This is a genomic window from Undibacterium sp. Tian12W (genome assembly GCF_049339405.1).
Lineage (GTDB): Bacteria > Pseudomonadota > Gammaproteobacteria > Burkholderiales > Burkholderiaceae_D > Undibacterium.
Genome location: NZ_JBMPPK010000005.1, coordinates 111,972 through 129,626, shown reverse-complemented (window position 1 = coordinate 129,626; position 17,655 = coordinate 111,972). Strand labels below are relative to the sequence as shown.

Genomic DNA, 17,655 nt, shown 5'->3' with positions numbered 1-17,655 from the left:
TCATGAAACGTATTACACTGAGCAATATTCTCATTCCCATCATACTCACCATGACCATCAATACCCTGGCCCAGGCTGCCGAACGCCTTCCCACGATACCCCCATCACAATACACAGAAGAGCAGAAGAAAGCCGCGGAAGAATTCCTGGCAACGCGCAAGGTGCCTGTCTTTGGCCCCTTCGAGCCCTTGATGCACAGCCCGCAAGTCATGAGTCAGGCACGTGCCATGGGTGATTATCTACGGTATCAATCTGCCCTGGGCACTACTCTTAGTGAACTCGTCATATTGATCACTTCACGTGAATGGTCGCAAGACTATGAATGGTATGTACATCACCCCATCGCTCTCAAAGCGGGTATCAAAGCAGAAGTGACGGCTGCGATTGCCGACGGCAGACGTCCGACAGACATGACAGACGATGAAGAAATCGTCTATGACTTTTCGATGGAATTACACAAGAACAAGCGCGTCTCCGACCGCACGTATGAACGTGCTGAGAAGCGCTTTGGTAAAAAAGGAATCGTGGACCTGACAGGTATCAATGCCTATTACACCTTGCTGGCCATGCAGATGAATGTAGCGCAGTATCAGATACCCAAGGATGGCAAGAAGCTGGTGCGCTTTCCTGAGTGATTTGGTATTGTCCTCAGGCCTGGCAAGGCTTCACAAGTCTTGTCAGCGATTGAAAAAATCAGAGACCTGGCCTGCCTCTGGTAGGGTGCGCCATGCGCACCATTTTTCTTAGGTAGACTTTAAGGCATGAATACGCGCATGAATACACGCATGACTGCGCGTATTTTTTGAGATTTTTGATAAGGAGATGGTGCGCATGGCGCGCCCTACGATTTTTCTCCAGACAAAAAAATGGGGCCAATGCCCCATTTTTTTACATCTGCTGTATTTGCTGCTGCTACGATAGCTGCGATCAGTAACGACGACGTTGCTGACCACCACCTGACGGCCCGCGTGTTTCAATATGGCGGAATGTGATTCTGCCCTTGCTCAAATCATACGGCGACAATTCCAGCGTCACCTTGTCACCGGCCAGTATGCGTATGTGATGCTGACGCATTTTGCCGGACGTGTAAGCGATCAGTTTGTGGCCATTTTCCAGGTTCACACGGAAACGTGAATCGGGCAGCACTTCTTCAACTTGACCATTCATTTCCAACAGTTCTTCTTTTGCCATGGTTTTATCATCTTTATAGTAGGTCGTGACACTTGTACACAGACTGCGTCACTGATGGCAGACAATCACATAATCATCTGCAAGGGATTACGGTGAACTCACTGTTGATCGTCTGATGCCGTGAGACGAAAAGAGTGTGAGTGTTGAAAGAGGCTGTGCACAGATGGCTTTGCCATCACATCAACACAGTACTTGGATAACAGCCAGAAGATTGCGCTCAAGGCCAGTGAGCTTAAAAACTAAAGCACGTCTGTAGCAGACTGCCTGAAACGCCAGTTTCAGCGCTCTTGTCAGAAAAACTTCGATTTATCGGAAGTAAGAATTCTCTTGCAATAGGATTATACCCTGAATGCCATACTTCTCCCGCGATTTGTCGATAAATTACCAGTCAGATTCAAGATTTAGCCTCATTTTAATGACAAATTGCTCTCAAAGCCAGATTCGCCCGGCCATTGATGCAAATCAATTTCACATGTGTTTGTCATTTTCAACACAAACAGGCTTATAAAATATTTGCATGGTGCTTGCCTGAAAGGCACAGAAGCGTTATTCACTGGACAGGCAATCTATACCTCACGCTGCAGCATCTGCCATGCCGAACATGCACATGGCAATGACACCACGTCCAGGCTGGTAGGCCAGCAAATCGGTTATCTTAAAAAGTCCATCAGGCGCTACAGGGACAGGACAGGTGAACGCATCTATGAACCCATGAGCGCCAGCACCGCAGGTTTGAAAGAGGCTGAGATACAGGAACTGGCCACGTATTTGTCCAGCCTCAAATACGCAAGATTGCGTCAACTGCGGATGCAGGTCAGCGATGCCGCAAGGCCTCCACCAACAGCTTGAACGCTGACGATGAATGCCGGCGGCTTGGATAGTAAAGATGATAGCCAGGAAAAACTGGGCACCAGTCCTGCAGCACCTGCACCAGGCGGCCTTCAGCCACATGTTGCTCCACCATATCCAGCGGCAGATAAGTCAGGCCTATGCCTGCCAGCACGGAGCGCAAGCGCGGACTGGTACTGTTGAAAATAACCTGCCCCTCAACCCGGACATGGAGTTTTTCACCGGCTTTTTCAAATTCCCAGACCAGCATGCTGCCATAGGTAGGCAGGCGCAAATTGATGCAATTGTGTTCCTGCAAATCATGCGGCGTTTGCGGCTTGGGATTTTTCTTGAAGTACGCAGGCGAGGCAACCACGGCAATCGGCATGTCGGGGCTAAGGCGTACAGCGATCATGTCTTTCTCTATCTGGTCACCCAGGCGCACACCGGCATCATAGCGTTGCGCGACGATATTGGTCATGCCGTAATCGATATTGATTTCTACCTTGATATCCGGATAGAGCGGCAAGAATTTTTCGAGTTTGGGCCACAGCACATAATTGGCGGCATGCTCAGCCGTAGTGATGCGTATATTGCCAACAGCTTTGTCCTTGAGCTCGCTGAGGATGGCCAGTTCTGCCTCGATTTCTTCAAACCTTGGGCCTATAGTATCGAGCAGGCGTTGCCCTGCTTCCGTAGGTGAGACGCTGCGCGTGGTGCGCGTCAGCAGTCTTATATCGAGCCTGGTTTCCAGCCCGCGTATGGCGTGGCTGAGAGCAGACTGCGATACACCCAGTTGCGCCGCCGCCCTGGTAAAGCTACCCTCGCGCGCGACGACGATAAAAGCCTGCAAGTCATTGAAATTTTCGCGTTGCATTCATGAATCCTGTTCATAAGCTCATGTCAATTATAGTAGCTTATCAAACCTGATCCCCAAAATTCATTGGCGAACAAGACAAAAGCGCAGCACTTGCATCATGCTGCGCATGTAAAAACATCGACCTTACATTTTAAAGGCTGACTTGCTGTATATATTCGCAATACGCTTTTTGCAAATCTGTGCGGCGTAACAAGCCGGTGTGTCCCGCGTCCTTGATGAATAACTGGCGCTTGGCCTTGGACGGGATTACCTCATACACCTTTTGCCCAAGTTCTGCCGGGGTCTGCTTGTCTTTTTCTGCTGTCAGCACCAGCGTTGGCCCCTGGTAGTGCGACATCGCCCTGATGTTATCCACCTGCTGCAAACTGTCCTGGATATTCACGCTGACAAAAGGCTTGGCATACCACGGCGTGGAGAGCGACACCATATCCCTGACATTGCTGGCCGTGTTTTCCAGGACAATGCCATCAGGCTGGCGTTGCTCCGCAATAAAGCCAGTTGCAAAGCTACCCATGGAATGCCCATGCACCACCAGCTTGCCCGTGGTGCTGGCACGCACGGCATCATAAATTTTCAAGGCATCTTCCTGCAGGTTTTTTATATCAGGTACGCCTGCCGTGCGACCATAACCGCGATAATCAAAGCTCACCAGATTGACATTGCAGGCACCTACGTTTCTCAACATGAAAGGCAGCGAATCTTCTACATGCGAGAGATTGCCACCAAAATACAGCACCGTGACTTTACTGCCCTCTTGCATGAACGCGGCACCTTCCAGCCTGGTCTGGTCCGTGGCAATCACAGTTTCGTCCCTGAGCTGTGCTGCCGGATTGATTTTCTGTATATCGTCCTGCGTCAATTTTTGTCTGAGCTTGTAACCCGTTGAACTATCGGGCCTTATGTACTGCTTGTCGGTGATATCGACATGCATGCATCCCGCCATCAGCGTGCCTATACCAGCTACAAGTAGCGCAGAAAAACTATGTCGTTGAATGAGACGCATGCTGACTCCGTGATGAACAAGTAGCAAGAATATTATCATGCCTGGTTCGCCTCGCTCCTGGCTTTGAGAATGGCTGCGCATCAATGCTCTTTTACTGCCTTGGCTGCCTCCTTTAAGCACTCGCACTAAAATTAATTTTGCATAAAGCGCAAAGATGGTTTGCATTGAAGCTAATTGTATCGATTTTCGCAAAGAAATAAAATCTCTTCCACCAACAAGGTATTAACAACAAATGGCGAATAGCCTGGAGGAAGAGAACATGATCAAGAACACTTTACACACACTGGCCCGCGCAGCTTTATATCTGTCCATCGCTGGTGCTTTTGGCATGAGCAGCAGCGCTGCTTATTCTGCTGCACCGATGGTAAAAACATCTGCCCCGGCGTATTACCGCACCATGCTGGGCGCGTTTGAAGTGACTGCACTCAGTGACGGTACCGTCAAACTGCCAGTAGAAAAGATATTGATGGAGCCAGAGCAAAAAACCAAAGATGCGCTAGCAAAATCATTTTTGCAAGCACCGCTGGAAACTTCAGTGAATGCTTATCTCGTCAATACTGGCAGCAAGCTGATACTGATCGATGCCGGTACCAGCAACCTGTTTGGCCCCAGCCTGGGCAAGCTGATTGCCAACCTCAAGGCATCAGGTTATGAGCCATCACAGATAGATGATATCTACCTCACTCATTTGCATCCCGACCATGCCGGTGGGTTGATGGTCAATGGTGCCATGGCTTTTGGCAATGCCATTATCCATGTACATCAGGCCGAGGCAGATTACTGGCTGAGCCAGAAAAACATGGAACAGGCACCAGCAGATGCGAAGTCTTTTTTTGAAGGGGCGATGGTTTCGCTCAATCCCTATAAAGCAGCTAACAAGTTGCAAACCTTTAGTGCTGACGGTGAATTATTGCCCGGCCTTACTGCGCATTCCACACAAGGCCACACCGCCGGTCACACCTCTTATCTGCTGGAAAGTAATGGTGAAAAAATGCTGGTGGTGGGCGATTTGATCCACGTCGCCTCTGTGCAACTCGACAAGCCTGAGGTGACAGTGACTTTTGACAGCCATGCCAAAGCAGCCTCTGCCATGCGTCAGAAAGTATTTGCCCAGGCCGCAAAAGATGGTGTCATCGTTGCCGCCTCACACATACAGTTCCCCGGCATGGGACGATTGAAAAAAGCGGGTAATGGCTATCAATGGGTGCCAGTCAATTTCACCCCGATGCCTTAAGCAATTGTGGGCTCGCTCATGCGGGCCTGCATCAGTTCATGCCAGCCTTATTCTCAAAGAGAAAAAATGATCAAATTCTATTACCACCCTTCTCCTAATCCAGCCAAGATCGCCCTGTTTCTTGAAGAGTCAGGCTTGCCGTATGAGCTGGTGCCTGTCGATACTCAAAAAGGCGAACAGCATGGCGCAGCCTATTTAGCGATTAACCCGAATGCCAAGACACCTGCCATCCTCGATGAAGAAACTGGCGCCGTAGTATTCGACAGCAATGCTATCCTGCTTTATCTGGCAGAAAAATCAGGACAATTCTTGCCAGCAGCTGATCCGGTGACGCGTGCAGAAACCTTGTCCTGGCTGATGTTTATTGCAACTGGCGTAGGGCCGTTTTCCGGGCAGGCAGTACACTTCAGGCACTTTGCTCCAGAGCCAAAAACCTATGCGCTGAACCGCTATGATTTTGAAGCCTGGCGGCACTGGCGCATATTGGATGCGCGCCTGGCGCAACGACCATATCTGGTCGGTACAGAGTACAGCATAGTCGATATGGCTTTCTGGGGCTGGGCACGCGCCATCCCGTTTATTCTGGGTGATGATGCCTGGAGCAAGCTGCCAAATGTCAAAAGACTGTTTGATGAAATAAACGCCAGACCAGCAGCTGGGCGTGCAGAGAATGTAAAAAATGCCCATGCTTTCAAGACAGCGATAGATGCAGAAACCATGGCGGCAATGTACCCGCAAAATGAACGGCTTGCTATCGTCTGATAAGTCGTGAATTATTCGTGAATCATTGCAGTGTTCAGGGATGCACGAACATTGCATCCCTGAAAAATCAGGAAGCACCAAGCAGTTCCTTGATTTTTGGATACATGGAGCGTGAAACAGGAATCTCTTTTGAAAATTTGGTATCGATTGAATATTTACCACCCGCATTGATTGCCAGGCGCTTGAAGTGCTGCATATTCACGACATAGGAACGGTGTATGCGTACGAAATTGTCAGGCAAAATTTGCTGCATATTCTCGAGGGATTTTTCATGGAAATGTTGTTGCCCATCGCAGCAGATAATCTTGCTGTAATGACCGTCCGCCTGCAAAAAATCGATATCGGCAATCGTCAGTAATTCCATATTTCCCATTTTCTTGATCACCAGGCTAGCATTTTTATTTTCTGGTGGCTGAGCTTGCTCAAAGCGTTGAAAGGCCAGAAATAAGCGCTCCTGGCTAAAGGGTTTGGGTACAAAATCGATGACACCAAAGCCAAAGGCTGTCACTGCCCGTTCAGTATGCGCAGATATAATAATTGCCTGGAAGCTGATGGCGTTGTCATTGCTTGCCATGTGCTTCAACTGCAAGATTTTAAATCCATCATCGCCCAGCAAGTTCAAATCCAGCAACAACAAATCAAAGTTTGTTGCAGCAAGCAAGGCCAGCGCCTCATCGATATCATCACAATGATCTAGTTGATTCAGCTTTGTTCCAAAAAAATGTCGTGCCTCGCGCAACAGGCGTTGGGCGATCAGCGGCTCATCCTCGACAATCAATAATTTCATGAAGTTTTCTTTGCATTGTACTGATCAAGTTTTCATGTAGAGATGAGCGGCAAGTGAAATCGCGCATACCATGCATCATCCGTTTGCTCCACCACATAACTGGCACGGCCATCAAAAACTTCTTGCAGGCTTTGGTGAATATAATGGTTTCCCATACCTGTTCCAGCATGTGCTCTTGGATTGACAGCAGGTGTTTTCATGATGATTTCTATCGACTTTTGGCCGCGATGGATATGCAATTCAAACTTCGTCTCTTGCCTGTATTTATTGTGCGAAAATGCGTTCTCTAATACCGTCAATAAAATAGCTGGCGGAATAATGATGGCAGCTGGATCACCCTGTATCTGTAAATAACATTTCTTTTGCAGGCGGGTACTCATGATCTGTAAATAATTCTGGCATAACTCCAACTCTTGCGTCAAAGCGATGCTGGCGTGGCTGGCATATTCATTCAACATCCTGAATTCTTGCCCCAATGCCTGAATAAATTCTTCTGCCTGTTGAGGAGATTGATGAAGTAATTCTGTTACCAGACTTAAAGAATTCATGAGGAAGTGCGGTTGCAAGCTGCGTCTTAGTAATTGGTTTTCCAATTGCGTGGCAAGGGCTGCTTTTTGCCTGTCGTGGGTGAACTGCTGTAATAGCTGTAGCAAAAGAGTGAATAATAAAAAACAAATACTCAGGGCAAAGCCAGTTTCTGCAAAACGAAAAGCAGGAATCAAAAACAGCAGTAGAGAACATAAGACAACGAGCAGGCTCATCTTGCTGGCATTTTTCTGGCGCTGATAGGCGATGAAGTTAATTGCCAGGCTCGCAAAAAGCGCGACGCCAAACATCATCACACTTTTGTAGTCAAAATAAGGACTGATAAAAGTCACGGCAGCAGTCAGCAAGCCCAGCACGCAGCTAATCAACCACAGACGTTCAAACCTGAAAAAAACCAGGAAATACACAGGCAATAAAACAGCAAAAACCCAGGTCAACCCGGCCACCAGATACAGCCTGGTCAGGTGGAATGGATAAACATAGCCAATCAGATCACGCCAGGTTTCGATCATCAACAGGCTACTCGCTACCAGGCACAGTATTAAAAAAATTATCCAGTGTGCATGTCGCTGATAAAACAAAGTCAGGCCAGAGAATAACAAGCTCACCAGCAATAAAGCACCCATCAATAACAGCGGCAGAATGATCTCCTTGTTATTGCTCGCATGCGGGTTTGGCTGTTCATTGATGGATAAACGATAGAAGGGATTTTTTACCTGCTCACTGCCGTGATAACTGGACATTTTTAATACCAGCAGATGCGTGCCTTGTTGTAATTGCCCAGGCTTCAGATTCACGCTGTAATCAATAAATCCAGGCATTTCGGCTTCCCTTGTGATGGCAGGTTTGCCATTGCTCCCCACTTTGATGCCATCAATAAATAACTCTGTAGCTGCCAGCAGCGATAAAGTCAAAACTCGATCTTCTTCTGATTCTCCTGATGCCATTGGCATCAGGAAGCGCGCTGCCAGACAGTAATGTTGTTTTGCTTTGAGATCATGCAAGGAAAAGCCTGTTTGCACATCTTGTTCAGACAGAGACCTCAAATTCGTTTCACCACATTGAGAAAAATCGTCAGGTAAGTGCTGGAAATGCAGTCCCATCAAATCCACTTGTGCAAGACAGGGCTGGAGCACAAAGAAGAAAAGAAAAAATAGCAGGCATTTTGTAAAGTTTGAAGTCATGGATGGATTGTAGCCATGTTTTTCTATTGCCAAGTGCAAATCAGGCAGCGCAAGTGCAGTTCGTGCAGTTTTTGCTTTTTTATTGCTGCTGCATGGCTAAGATGTCTGGCCCTGGTTCTCTTTGCGACTATCATCATCTTCATCATCATGCGAAACATATTCCTGTTGTTCTCCTTGTCCATCTTGCTTTTTTCTGCGAAGAACGCAGGAGCGACTTTGCAGCCCGATGCCGATACACAAATCCGGCTCAAAAAATTTGAGCAGTTCGCCGTCAGTCAAATGACCAGAGACAACATCCCTGGCTTATCCATAGGATATCTGCAAGACAAGGTAATGTGGGCACGTGGTTATGGTTATGCTGATGTTGAAAACAAAATGCCAGCTACGGCAACATCCAGTTACCGCCTGGCCTCTGTCACCAAACCCATGACGGCAACTGCGATATTACAACTGGTAGATAGCGGCAAGGTAGAGCTTGATGCAGAAGTGCAAAACTATGTGCCTTACTTCCCCAAAAAACCATACCCCATCACTGTGCGCCAATTGCTGGGGCATTTGGCAGGTATCAATGCCTATGTCAATCCGCAACTGGAACAACATTTCAAAGAGCATAAAAATACCCGAGAATCCATCGCCGTATTTGAAAATTTTGACCTCATCGCTGAACCGGGTACACGATTTCGCTACACCAGTTATGGTTACAATTTATTGGGCGCCGTCATCGAAGGCGCGTCTGGCATGTCGTATGGCGATTACATGAGCAAAAATGTATGGGCCCCTTTGGGCATGACTGCCACGAGGCTGGATGATCCCTATGACATTATCCCTGAAAGAGTACGCGGTTATCAGTTACAGAACCAACAAATAAAACACGCTGAGTTTATTGACATCAGCAGCCGCTTTTCTGCTGGCGGCACACGTTCTACTGTCATCGACATGCTCAAGTTTGGCGACGGGATTATCCATGGCCGCATTGTATCCAAAGACGCACAAAATATGATGTTTGACTCCATGGAGACCAATAAGGCCAAGTTCACCAACTACAGTGCGGGCTGGCTGACCAGTCCCGTCAATGGCAGATTCTCTATTTCTCACGATGGTGTACAACCAGAAACATCCACTTATTTATTCTGTTTTCCTTCGCGTGGTCTAACAATTGCTGTTGCCGCTAATCTGCAAAGAATCGATACCAGCATTTTTGCCGCGCAGCTATTTGAAGCCATTACTGGTGAGGCCTGGGACAGACCACTGTATATCCATGATGCAGAAAAACGGGTTTATTACGATGCCGTGAAGGCGGTATTTAATGAAGGTAATGCCTACTTTGAGCATAAGCAAAAAGCTTATGCAGATGAAGTAAAAGAAAGCAAAATACTAAGTGAAGCATTCATTTCGTTCAATCAACAATTCAATCAGCAACTCAGGCAGCAAATCAGTCAGCACTTGAAGTCAGAGGCTATCAGAGTCGATGCAAAGCAGACACAATTTTTCATGAGCGAAGCGCTACACTCCGCTGGTGGATTGCAGTTACGAAAAATTGGCTCGTATATGGCGAAAAAACTGCATGAAAAGAATCACAATTTGTCGTCATATTCCAATAGTACGGCGATCACTTTCTTTCATGACTATATCGCCCTGTATAAAAAAGACAGTAGGGTATCCACGGCATTTCGTTTTGACGATTCGTTTGAACGGCAAGTTGAGCAATTGTATGTGGCCTGGAAAAAGACTAGCCATATCAAATTTGTGAAGCAGGATTTCGATATGCAAGAACACATATTGACAGCTAAAAACAATGCAGGGAGCAAGGCGGGTCTGGTGAAAGCGCTGGCTTCGCTACATCATAAAATAAAGAACGCATATCAGGATGCCGCAGTAGCGCCTGATTATCTTGCTGAACTAAAGATACTTGCGCAAGATTTAATCCGTAGCGGCAATGCCAATGAGGCGCTGAAGATCGGGCAGCTCGCACAAGAAATTTATCCCTCATCAGAGGGCGCGCATGCACTTGCAGGCGTGCTGGAAATTTCTTCAGGCAATAAAGATAAAGGACTTGAATCGCTCAAGACGGCTCTCAGAATTAATGCCAAGGGAGACGCGAGTGCCGTTAGCCTCAATGATATTGCCTATCGCTTGAGAGGAACAAGTGGGCCAGAAGCCGGGTTGAAAATTCTTCAGGCAGCGATAGAATTGCATCCGGGCGATGTGAACTTATACGATAGCCTGGGAGAGTTTTACGCCACGCTGGCAATGAATGAAAAAGCGCTCCTTGCTTACCAAAAGGCCCTGGACATCAATCCAGGACATCAAAATGCAAAAGCAGCGATACAGCAAATACAGACTTTGCAAAAATTAATGACGAATAAAAATTGAAGGCAATATGTGCGGACGCTAATGCTGAGGATGATCTCCCTGCCGGCGCAATGCCTGATCGACACTGGAGGCAAGTTCGACGAGCTGAAAAGGTTTGCGCAAGACATTATTACCTTCTATGACCTGGTCGATGGCCTCCATATCTGCGTAACCAGTCGCGATGATCATGGGCAGGCCCGGGAACTCCTGGTTGGCGATATCAACCAGCTTGGCGCCGGTCATGCCTGGCATGAGGTAGTCCGTGATCATCAGATGCGGTTTTTCGCGTCTGAGTTCACGCAAGCCGGCCTCGCCATCTGCCGCCTGGCTGACTGAATAGCCAAGTGCTTCCAGCGATTCAACCATCGATTGCCGGACGGCGTCATCATCTTCGACCACCAGTATGCGGGTACCTGCAGCCACCATTCTCAGTACAGGGAAGGAGCTTTGCTTATCTGAATCTGAAAAATCTTCTGCCGACCTGAGCCATATCTCTATCGTGGTACCGACATCGATTTCGCTGAGCACCCTGGCAGTGCCGCCGGATTGTTGTGCCATGCCATATACCTGGCTCAGACCCAGGCCTGTTCCCTTACCTACGCCCTTGGTTGTAAAAAATGGCTCAAACACTTTCGCCAGGATATTAGGCGCTATCCCATGACCAGTATCTGTGACAGAAATAAGGCCGTAAGCGCCCGGCGGGAGCAAGCCTTCCGGTGGTATTGCCCTGCATGCTTTCACCGTCAGTTTGCCGCCAGATGGCATGGCATCGCGGGCATTGATGCCCAGGTTCAGTAAAGCCATTTCTATCTGATTTTTGTCAGCCATGACAAACTCCAGTTGATCATCCATCTCAAATTCCAGTTCAACCAATGAGCCCAGCGAAGTTTTCATCAATTCCCGCACGCCTTCAAACAGTGCACCTACATCGGTTGAACGCAAATCCAGTCTTTGATTGCGGGAGTAGGCCAGCAACTGGCCGGTAAGCTTGCCACCACGTTCGCAGGCGCGCCTGGCCACTTCGGCCTTGCGCTTTGCCATTTCATCTTTGGACAATAACAAGATCAAATCCATGCTGCCCTGGATAACATTGAGCAGGTTGTTAAAGTCATGTGCAATACCACCGGTCAGTCGGCCCATGGCTTCCATTTTCTGAAATTGCACCATGGCTTGCTGCACCCGTTCACGCTCGATGACTTCATTCATCAATCTGTCATTGGCTTGCGCCAGTGCGCGTGTGCGTTCAACAATGCGGGATTCCAGTGTTTCATTCAATTGCAGTAGCTGCGCCTGGCTGTCACGCAATTTCTCAGTTGCCAGCATTCTGTCTTGCAGGATCTTGCGCGTCTCGTATTGGCGTCTTCTGGCACGTAATGCAGATGCAGCGGCGCTGCGCAGGGTTTCTGAATTGAGGGGGCGTTCCAGCAAGACGATATTGCCAAGTTGATCAAAGACGCTTCTGGCAGCACTGGCAGCAACACTGCCACCTTTAGAAATGAGTACCACAAAAGGAAAGTCAGACCAGGGTTCCTGTTCGCCAAGCCAGATTATTAATTGCTGGACGCTGGAGTCTTGCAGGATTTCTTCAGCAATTACGCAGGCACCGGCGCCCACCGCCAGCTCCGTCACCATGGCCTCAAAATGAGCCACTGCGCCGCAGTCGAAATTGCTGCGTATCAGGAATTGATAAATGACTTCAGCATCTCTGCCAAAGGGCGCAAGTATCAGAATACGTTCATCTAGTGCATTTTTAGCTATCGTCATCAGTATTTTCCACGAGCATCGGGGTCGCACCGCGATAAGTGGGCAAGCCTGTTAATACGCCCTCAAATCCTTCCAGTGCAGCACCGATAGTGATGCCATTATTGGCCAATTGCAGCTCATGAATAGTCAACTGGTGGTTACTGGTTCTGCTCTTGATCACGGTGATGGCACGGCGCAGCCTGCCATTTGATTCAAAGAAGCGCAGCAATACGGTGGTGTCACTGAGGTAACTGAGATCAACGTCCGTACGTACTTCACCTATCAAGCCATGCTGACCCAAGACCAGCACCGTGGTCACACCTTGTTGGTTCAGGTAAGACAGCAATTCATGCATTTGCAAAGTCAGGTATTGCTCACCTGGCATTGCTTGCAAATACGCATTCAGACTGTCGATAACGATGAATTTTACGCCGTCTATTTCTACTGCATCGCGCAGCATCTGTGCAAACTCGCCTGGCGCAAGCTCAGCTGGGTCTATATGCTGGATCGCCAGTTGACCACTTTTTACATAAGGCCGCACATCCGTTCCCAAAGAGGCAGAGCGCGCAAAGAAAGTCCCCAGGCCTTCATCAAACAGGTAAAACGAGGCTTTTTCTCCGCGTTCCAGTGCAGTCAGCAGGCAACGCACCGATACTGTCGTCTTGCCTATGCCAGAGGGGCCGACGATCAGGGAATTGGTGCCAGCAACCAGGCCGCCGCCCAGCAATTCGTCGAAACTGGGCAGCCCGGTAGAGGTGATGCGGGTTTCAAATTCTCTATAGTGTTCAGCTGCCACCAGCCGTGGGAATATTTTAAGGCCGCCAGTTTCAAGGATATAGTCGTGGTAGCCACCACGAAACTTGATGCCACGCATCTTGATGATATTGACACGGCGCCGCTCTTTGCCAAACTCTTGCGCAATTTGCTCCAGGCTGATGACGCCGTGGGCAATACTGTGCAACTGCTGATCAGGGCTATTCGACTTGTCGTCCAGCAGCAATACCGTGCAATCGCGCTGTGAGAAGAACTGTTTCAATGCCAGTATCTGCCTGCGGTAACGCAAGGGGTTTTGTGCCAGCAAGCGCATTTCTGAGAGACTGTCAAAAACCACGCGCAGGGGCTTTAGTTCATTGACGTGGTCCATCACAGTCTTGGTAGTTTCACCGAGTTCAACTTCAGATGGATGGAATATCGATTGCTGCGCATCCGGATGCAGAGAATTGTCATTGGCCAGTTCAAATACCGTGATCTTGCTGATGTCCCAGCCATGACTTTGCGCTACCGCATCGAGTTCATCTACCGTTTCTGACAAAGTAATGTACAGCCCGCGTTGGCCGTGCGCCACACCATCCAGCAAGAATTGCAAGCCCAGCGTAGTTTTGCCCGTGCCTGGTGAGCCCTCTACCAGATAAACACGTTGTGCAGTCAGGCCACCACAAAGAATATCGTCCAATCCCGCAACTCCAGTGGAAATGCGTGTGGTCGATGCAGCTGGTTTGCGGGTTTCGCTTGAATAGGATGTCTCTGTCATAGAAGGTCAGCGCATGATGCGTAAAATTTGAACAATAAAATGCATGAAATAGGAGCCAATCTACATCAGATTTTGCCAGGGAGTATTCGCTTACAGCTAAGTCACGATGAATTGTAATTCTTCGCGGTGATGCCGTATGTGCGAAAACATACATAACGCCCCAGTCCTCATGGCAAAAAGCCGGGTAGCGACTTTATAGAAAGTAAATCATAAATCACCATGAATTGATAAGTTGGGAACGTGGATATTGTTATAAATATAGAAATAATGTGTTTTTATTTCAACACCTTGAAATGACAATGCATAGACTTTGCTCCTTCCATTTCTGCTGATTTCTAAATGCAAATGTCCGTGCTTTTTAGCGCTAATTTGTCATTTTCTTGTAATAACTCTGTCATCAGCCTGTTCGTAGGCCCTAGGCATACTTGCTCAGTCGTAATGCCAATTACATCCCTGTCAACTAACCTCAAGGAGCTTTTATGCCGATCACCATTTCCCCTTTGCGCGCCATTGCTGCAATTACCTCGGTCTTTTTGCTGGCACTGGCTGCCGCGCCAGCGTCTGCTGACCCAGTCAAGAACATCATCCTGGTCCATGGGCAGTTCGCCGATGCTTCTGGCTGGAAACCCGTCTATGACATACTGACCAAAGACGGCTACAACGTGACCATGGTGCAGGAGCCGATCACCTCGCTCGACGATGACGTCGCGGCCACGATCAGGGTAGTGGCTCGCCAGGATGGCCAAAGTATCCTGGTCGGGCATAGCTATGGCGGCGCAGTCATTACCCAGGCCGGGTCTGATGCGCGGGTTGCCGGTCTGGTTTATGTTGCCGCACATGCCCCGGATGCTGGTGAATCGACTGCATCCAACAAGAATAAGATCCCCGGCAAGATACGCACAGTCACAACACCTGACGGTTTCGTCTTCGTTGATCCTGCACATTTCCATGAAGACTTTGCTGGCGATTTGCCAGCCGATGTGGCCAACTTCATGGCACGCTCGCAAATACCTGCTGCGGCGCGTGTTAACACAACGCTGATCACCAATCCGGCATGGCGCCTCAAGCCAAGTTGGTATATGGTGGCAAAGCAGGACAGGGCGATTAATCCCGACCTGCAGCGCATGTATGCCGCACGCGCCGGTAGCCAGGTTGTGGAGCTCGATGGCGCGCATACGATTTACATCTCGCGCGCCAAAGAAGTGGCTGCGATGATAGAAGATGCTGCCAGATCGGCCAGCAAATAAGCTTGTCTTTTTCAGCGGTTTTCAGGATGGCGGTAAAGGGCCACGCTGATGCAGGCGATGATTTTGCTGGCTCTTTGCATCAGCGCTACCGCCAATACTGAAGGAAGTGCGCATGAAAATACTGGTCATTGAAGACGAATCCAAAACGAGCGAATACCTGCGCAATGGTTTGACTGAGTCAGGCTATATTGTTGATACCGCATGCAATGGTATTGACGGGCTGCATTTAGCAAGGGAGTTGGATTATGACCTGATCTTGCTTGATGTCATGATGCCCGATCTTGATGGCTGGGAAGTGATACGACAATTGCGCCAGGGCAGCCACCGTTCTGAAACACCGGTGCTTTTTCTATCAGCAAAAGCCAGGCTGGAAGATCGCCTGAAAGGTTTTGAGCTGGGAGCAGAAGATTATTTATTGAAGCCTTTTTCCTTTGCAGAATTGCTCGCACGCGTGAAGATTATTTTGCGTCGCGGCGGGCAAAAGCAGCTCGATAGTGTGCTGGTGCTGGCCGACCTTGAACTTGATATTCCCAAACGCAAAGTCATGCGTGCAGGCGCGCGCATTACTTTGACCAATAAAGAATTCGCACTTCTGCAATTCTTTCTGCAAAATCAGGGGCAGGTGCTACCCCGTTCCCTGATCGCTTCAAGAGTGTGGGATATGAATTTCGATAGCGACACCAATGTTGTCGATGTTGCCGTGCGCAGATTGCGAAAAAAAATAGACGAACCTTTTTCGGTCACGCTTATTCATACCGTATATGGTGTTGGTTATCGTTGCGAGCTTGAAACTTGAAAACCCGTTCTTACTCCCTGGTTACCCGCCTCGCATTATTGTATGCCATGTTGTCATTCACAGTCTTGGCAGCCGTTGGATATGCGCTGTACATTGCCCTAGTGGCGCAACTTGAGAAACGCGATGATGCCGCTCTGGTGGTAAGAGTGGAACAGATACGGGCCCTGATGCGGGATGTAAATATCGTCGATCTCGCCCGCGAAAAACCTGAAGTCTTTGCAAACATGCTGGGAAACCGCGAAGCATTACTGATCATAAAATATCCGGGTGAAAAGCCGTTGATTGAAGTCAATCCGGCAAGCATTGCAATTCCCAGCATACAACCGGTTGCCACCAATGCTGTACTTGCCTTGTCCTCAGTCATCCATTCCAGCATCGATGACACCCCGTTCATCATCGCCTCTGCATTGGTGAAAACTGGTGACGCCAGACAACAGGGAAAAGATTTACAAATAACCACAGGCCGCCTTTTGACAGAACGAACCCGCATGTTGATGGTATATCGCAACCAGGTATTTGCCGTCGCGCTGTTGGCTGCATTGCTGACTGCCATGCTCGCTTACTGGCTGGCACGGCGCAGTTTGCGCCCCCTGTCTTTGTTTGCAGCACAGACCAATTCCATCAGCATGGCCAAGCTCTCCACCCGCATCAACGATAGCGATAGCAACAACGGCAACAACGGCGGCAACAGCAGAGCAAGCCCACAAGAATTGCAGCCTCTCATAGAAGGCTTCAACGCCATGCTGCATCGCCTAGAAACCGGTTTTTCACAACTGAGCCAGGTATCAGCAGACATGGCCCACGACCTGAGAACACCCATCAATAATTTGCTAGGCCAGACCGAAGTCGCTCTCGGACAAAAACGTAGTAATGAATATTATGAAAAATTGCTGGGTTCCAATTTCGAAGAATTGCAAAGACTGTCCCACATGACAGACAACATGCTGTTTCTAGCCCGCGCAGAACACGCTGACCATGCAATCGAACGCAAGGAACTGGATGTAGCATCAGAATTTACCCGGCTTGCTGAATACTTCGAAGGCCTGGCGGAAGAACGGGAAATAAAAATCCTCTGGCAAGGCAATGGCAAAATCTGGGCCGACCCAGACTTGCTACGCCGCGCGCTGGCAAACCTGCTGTCAAATGCAGTCCGTTACGCAGACACCGGCACTACCATCACATTGGCAGCAAAAAAAGAAGACGGCGGCATGCACATCAGTGTCGAAAATACCGGCGCAACAATCGAAACGCACCACCTCGCCCGCCTGTTTGAACGTTTCTATCGCGCCGACTCATCCCGCCGCGATTCTGCCGGTGCAAGTGGGCTGGGCTTGTCCATCGTCCGCAGCATCATGCTGTTGCATCAGGGCCGCTGGAGCGTGACAAGCGAGCAGGGTTTGACGTGCTTTAGTTTGTTTTTTCCAGATCGTTGCGATTTGTCAGGCGATAAATGAAGTGCAGACGGACTGGATTTTGAATAGAAGTTAAATGCATAGAACTATTTCTTAAAGGATAAGTCAAACGGGTAGTCTCGCAGCCTTGCGTGAAATACAAGCATTTGTCCTTCTTTT

Annotated in this window: 15 protein-coding genes; 8 read left to right on the top strand and 7 right to left on the bottom strand. The window is 48.8% G+C overall.

Annotated elements, in window-relative coordinates; translation table 11 throughout:
* Positions 1-2: 2 nt before the first annotated feature.
* Entirely contained in the window at positions 3-635 is a 633-nt protein-coding gene (locus ACO0LI_RS07915; RefSeq protein WP_423032102.1) for a carboxymuconolactone decarboxylase family protein, read from the top strand.
* Between the two features lie 292 nt (positions 636-927).
* Here the strand turns inward: ACO0LI_RS07915 and infA are convergent, their stop codons facing one another.
* The gene (infA, locus tag ACO0LI_RS07910) at positions 928-1,191 is read right to left on the bottom strand and encodes a translation initiation factor IF-1 (RefSeq protein WP_162039515.1); all 264 of its coding nucleotides are present in this window, start codon (positions 1,189-1,191) and stop codon (positions 928-930) included.
* 513 nt (positions 1,192-1,704) lie between these two features.
* Here infA and ACO0LI_RS07905 point away from each other — a divergent pair.
* On the top strand, positions 1,705-2,040 hold the full coding sequence (locus ACO0LI_RS07905) for a c-type cytochrome (protein WP_423032100.1): 336 nt from the start codon (positions 1,705-1,707) through the stop codon (positions 2,038-2,040).
* Here ACO0LI_RS07905 and ACO0LI_RS07900 read toward each other — a convergent pair.
* Positions 2,006-2,896, bottom strand: coding sequence for a LysR family transcriptional regulator (locus ACO0LI_RS07900; RefSeq protein ID WP_423032098.1), 891 nt, complete (start codon positions 2,894-2,896; stop codon positions 2,006-2,008). The genes ACO0LI_RS07905 and ACO0LI_RS07900 overlap by 35 nt on opposite strands.
* Positions 2,897-3,029: 133 nt before the next feature.
* The gene (locus ACO0LI_RS07895) at positions 3,030-3,902 is read right to left on the bottom strand and encodes an alpha/beta hydrolase (protein WP_423032096.1); all 873 of its coding nucleotides are present in this window, start codon (positions 3,900-3,902) and stop codon (positions 3,030-3,032) included.
* A gap of 259 nt (positions 3,903-4,161) precedes the next feature.
* On the opposite strand from ACO0LI_RS07895, the gene ACO0LI_RS07890 reads away from it, so the two are divergent.
* Positions 4,162-5,136, top strand: a complete 975-nt coding sequence (locus ACO0LI_RS07890; protein ID WP_423032094.1) for an MBL fold metallo-hydrolase — start codon at positions 4,162-4,164, stop codon at positions 5,134-5,136.
* A gap of 66 nt (positions 5,137-5,202) precedes the next feature.
* The gene (locus ACO0LI_RS07885) at positions 5,203-5,898 is read left to right on the top strand and encodes a glutathione S-transferase family protein (RefSeq protein WP_423032092.1); all 696 of its coding nucleotides are present in this window, start codon (positions 5,203-5,205) and stop codon (positions 5,896-5,898) included.
* Between the two features lie 67 nt (positions 5,899-5,965).
* Here the strand turns inward: ACO0LI_RS07885 and ACO0LI_RS07880 are convergent, their stop codons facing one another.
* Positions 5,966-6,685, bottom strand: a complete 720-nt coding sequence (locus tag ACO0LI_RS07880; RefSeq protein WP_423032090.1) for a LytR/AlgR family response regulator transcription factor — start codon at positions 6,683-6,685, stop codon at positions 5,966-5,968.
* A 32-nt stretch (positions 6,686-6,717) separates the two neighbouring features.
* Entirely contained in the window at positions 6,718-8,145 is a 1,428-nt protein-coding gene (locus ACO0LI_RS07875; protein WP_423032088.1) for a histidine kinase, read from the bottom strand.
* Positions 8,146-8,562: 417 nt separating this feature from the next.
* Here ACO0LI_RS07875 and ACO0LI_RS07870 point away from each other — a divergent pair, with 417 nt between their 5' ends.
* Positions 8,563-10,788, top strand: coding sequence for a serine hydrolase (locus ACO0LI_RS07870; protein ID WP_423032086.1), 2,226 nt, complete (start codon positions 8,563-8,565; stop codon positions 10,786-10,788).
* Between the two features lie 18 nt (positions 10,789-10,806).
* On the opposite strand, the gene ACO0LI_RS07865 is transcribed toward ACO0LI_RS07870, so the two are convergent.
* Together ACO0LI_RS07865 and ACO0LI_RS07860 are read right to left on the bottom strand one after the other, a co-directional pair.
* Entirely contained in the window at positions 10,807-12,531 is a 1,725-nt protein-coding gene (locus ACO0LI_RS07865) for a response regulator (RefSeq protein WP_423032084.1), read from the bottom strand.
* Positions 12,518-14,041 (bottom strand): ATPase domain-containing protein, encoded by a 1,524-nt coding sequence (locus tag ACO0LI_RS07860; RefSeq protein ID WP_422948955.1) that lies wholly within the window; start codon positions 14,039-14,041, stop codon positions 12,518-12,520. The genes ACO0LI_RS07865 and ACO0LI_RS07860 overlap by 14 nt, the downstream gene beginning before the upstream one ends.
* A gap of 479 nt (positions 14,042-14,520) precedes the next feature.
* Between ACO0LI_RS07860 and ACO0LI_RS07855 the strand changes: the two genes are divergently transcribed.
* The 3 genes from ACO0LI_RS07855 to ACO0LI_RS07845 all read left to right on the top strand — a co-directional run bounded on the left by ACO0LI_RS07855 (position 14,521) and on the right by ACO0LI_RS07845 (position 17,538).
* Positions 14,521-15,288, top strand: a complete 768-nt coding sequence (locus ACO0LI_RS07855; RefSeq protein ID WP_423032082.1) for an alpha/beta fold hydrolase — start codon at positions 14,521-14,523, stop codon at positions 15,286-15,288.
* A 112-nt stretch (positions 15,289-15,400) separates the two neighbouring features.
* Positions 15,401-16,084, top strand: coding sequence for a heavy metal response regulator transcription factor (locus ACO0LI_RS07850; RefSeq protein WP_423032080.1), 684 nt, complete (start codon positions 15,401-15,403; stop codon positions 16,082-16,084).
* Positions 16,081-17,538, top strand: coding sequence for a heavy metal sensor histidine kinase (locus tag ACO0LI_RS07845; RefSeq protein ID WP_423032078.1), 1,458 nt, complete (start codon positions 16,081-16,083; stop codon positions 17,536-17,538). The genes ACO0LI_RS07850 and ACO0LI_RS07845 overlap by 4 nt, the downstream gene beginning before the upstream one ends.
* Positions 17,539-17,655: the final 117 nt, after the last annotated feature.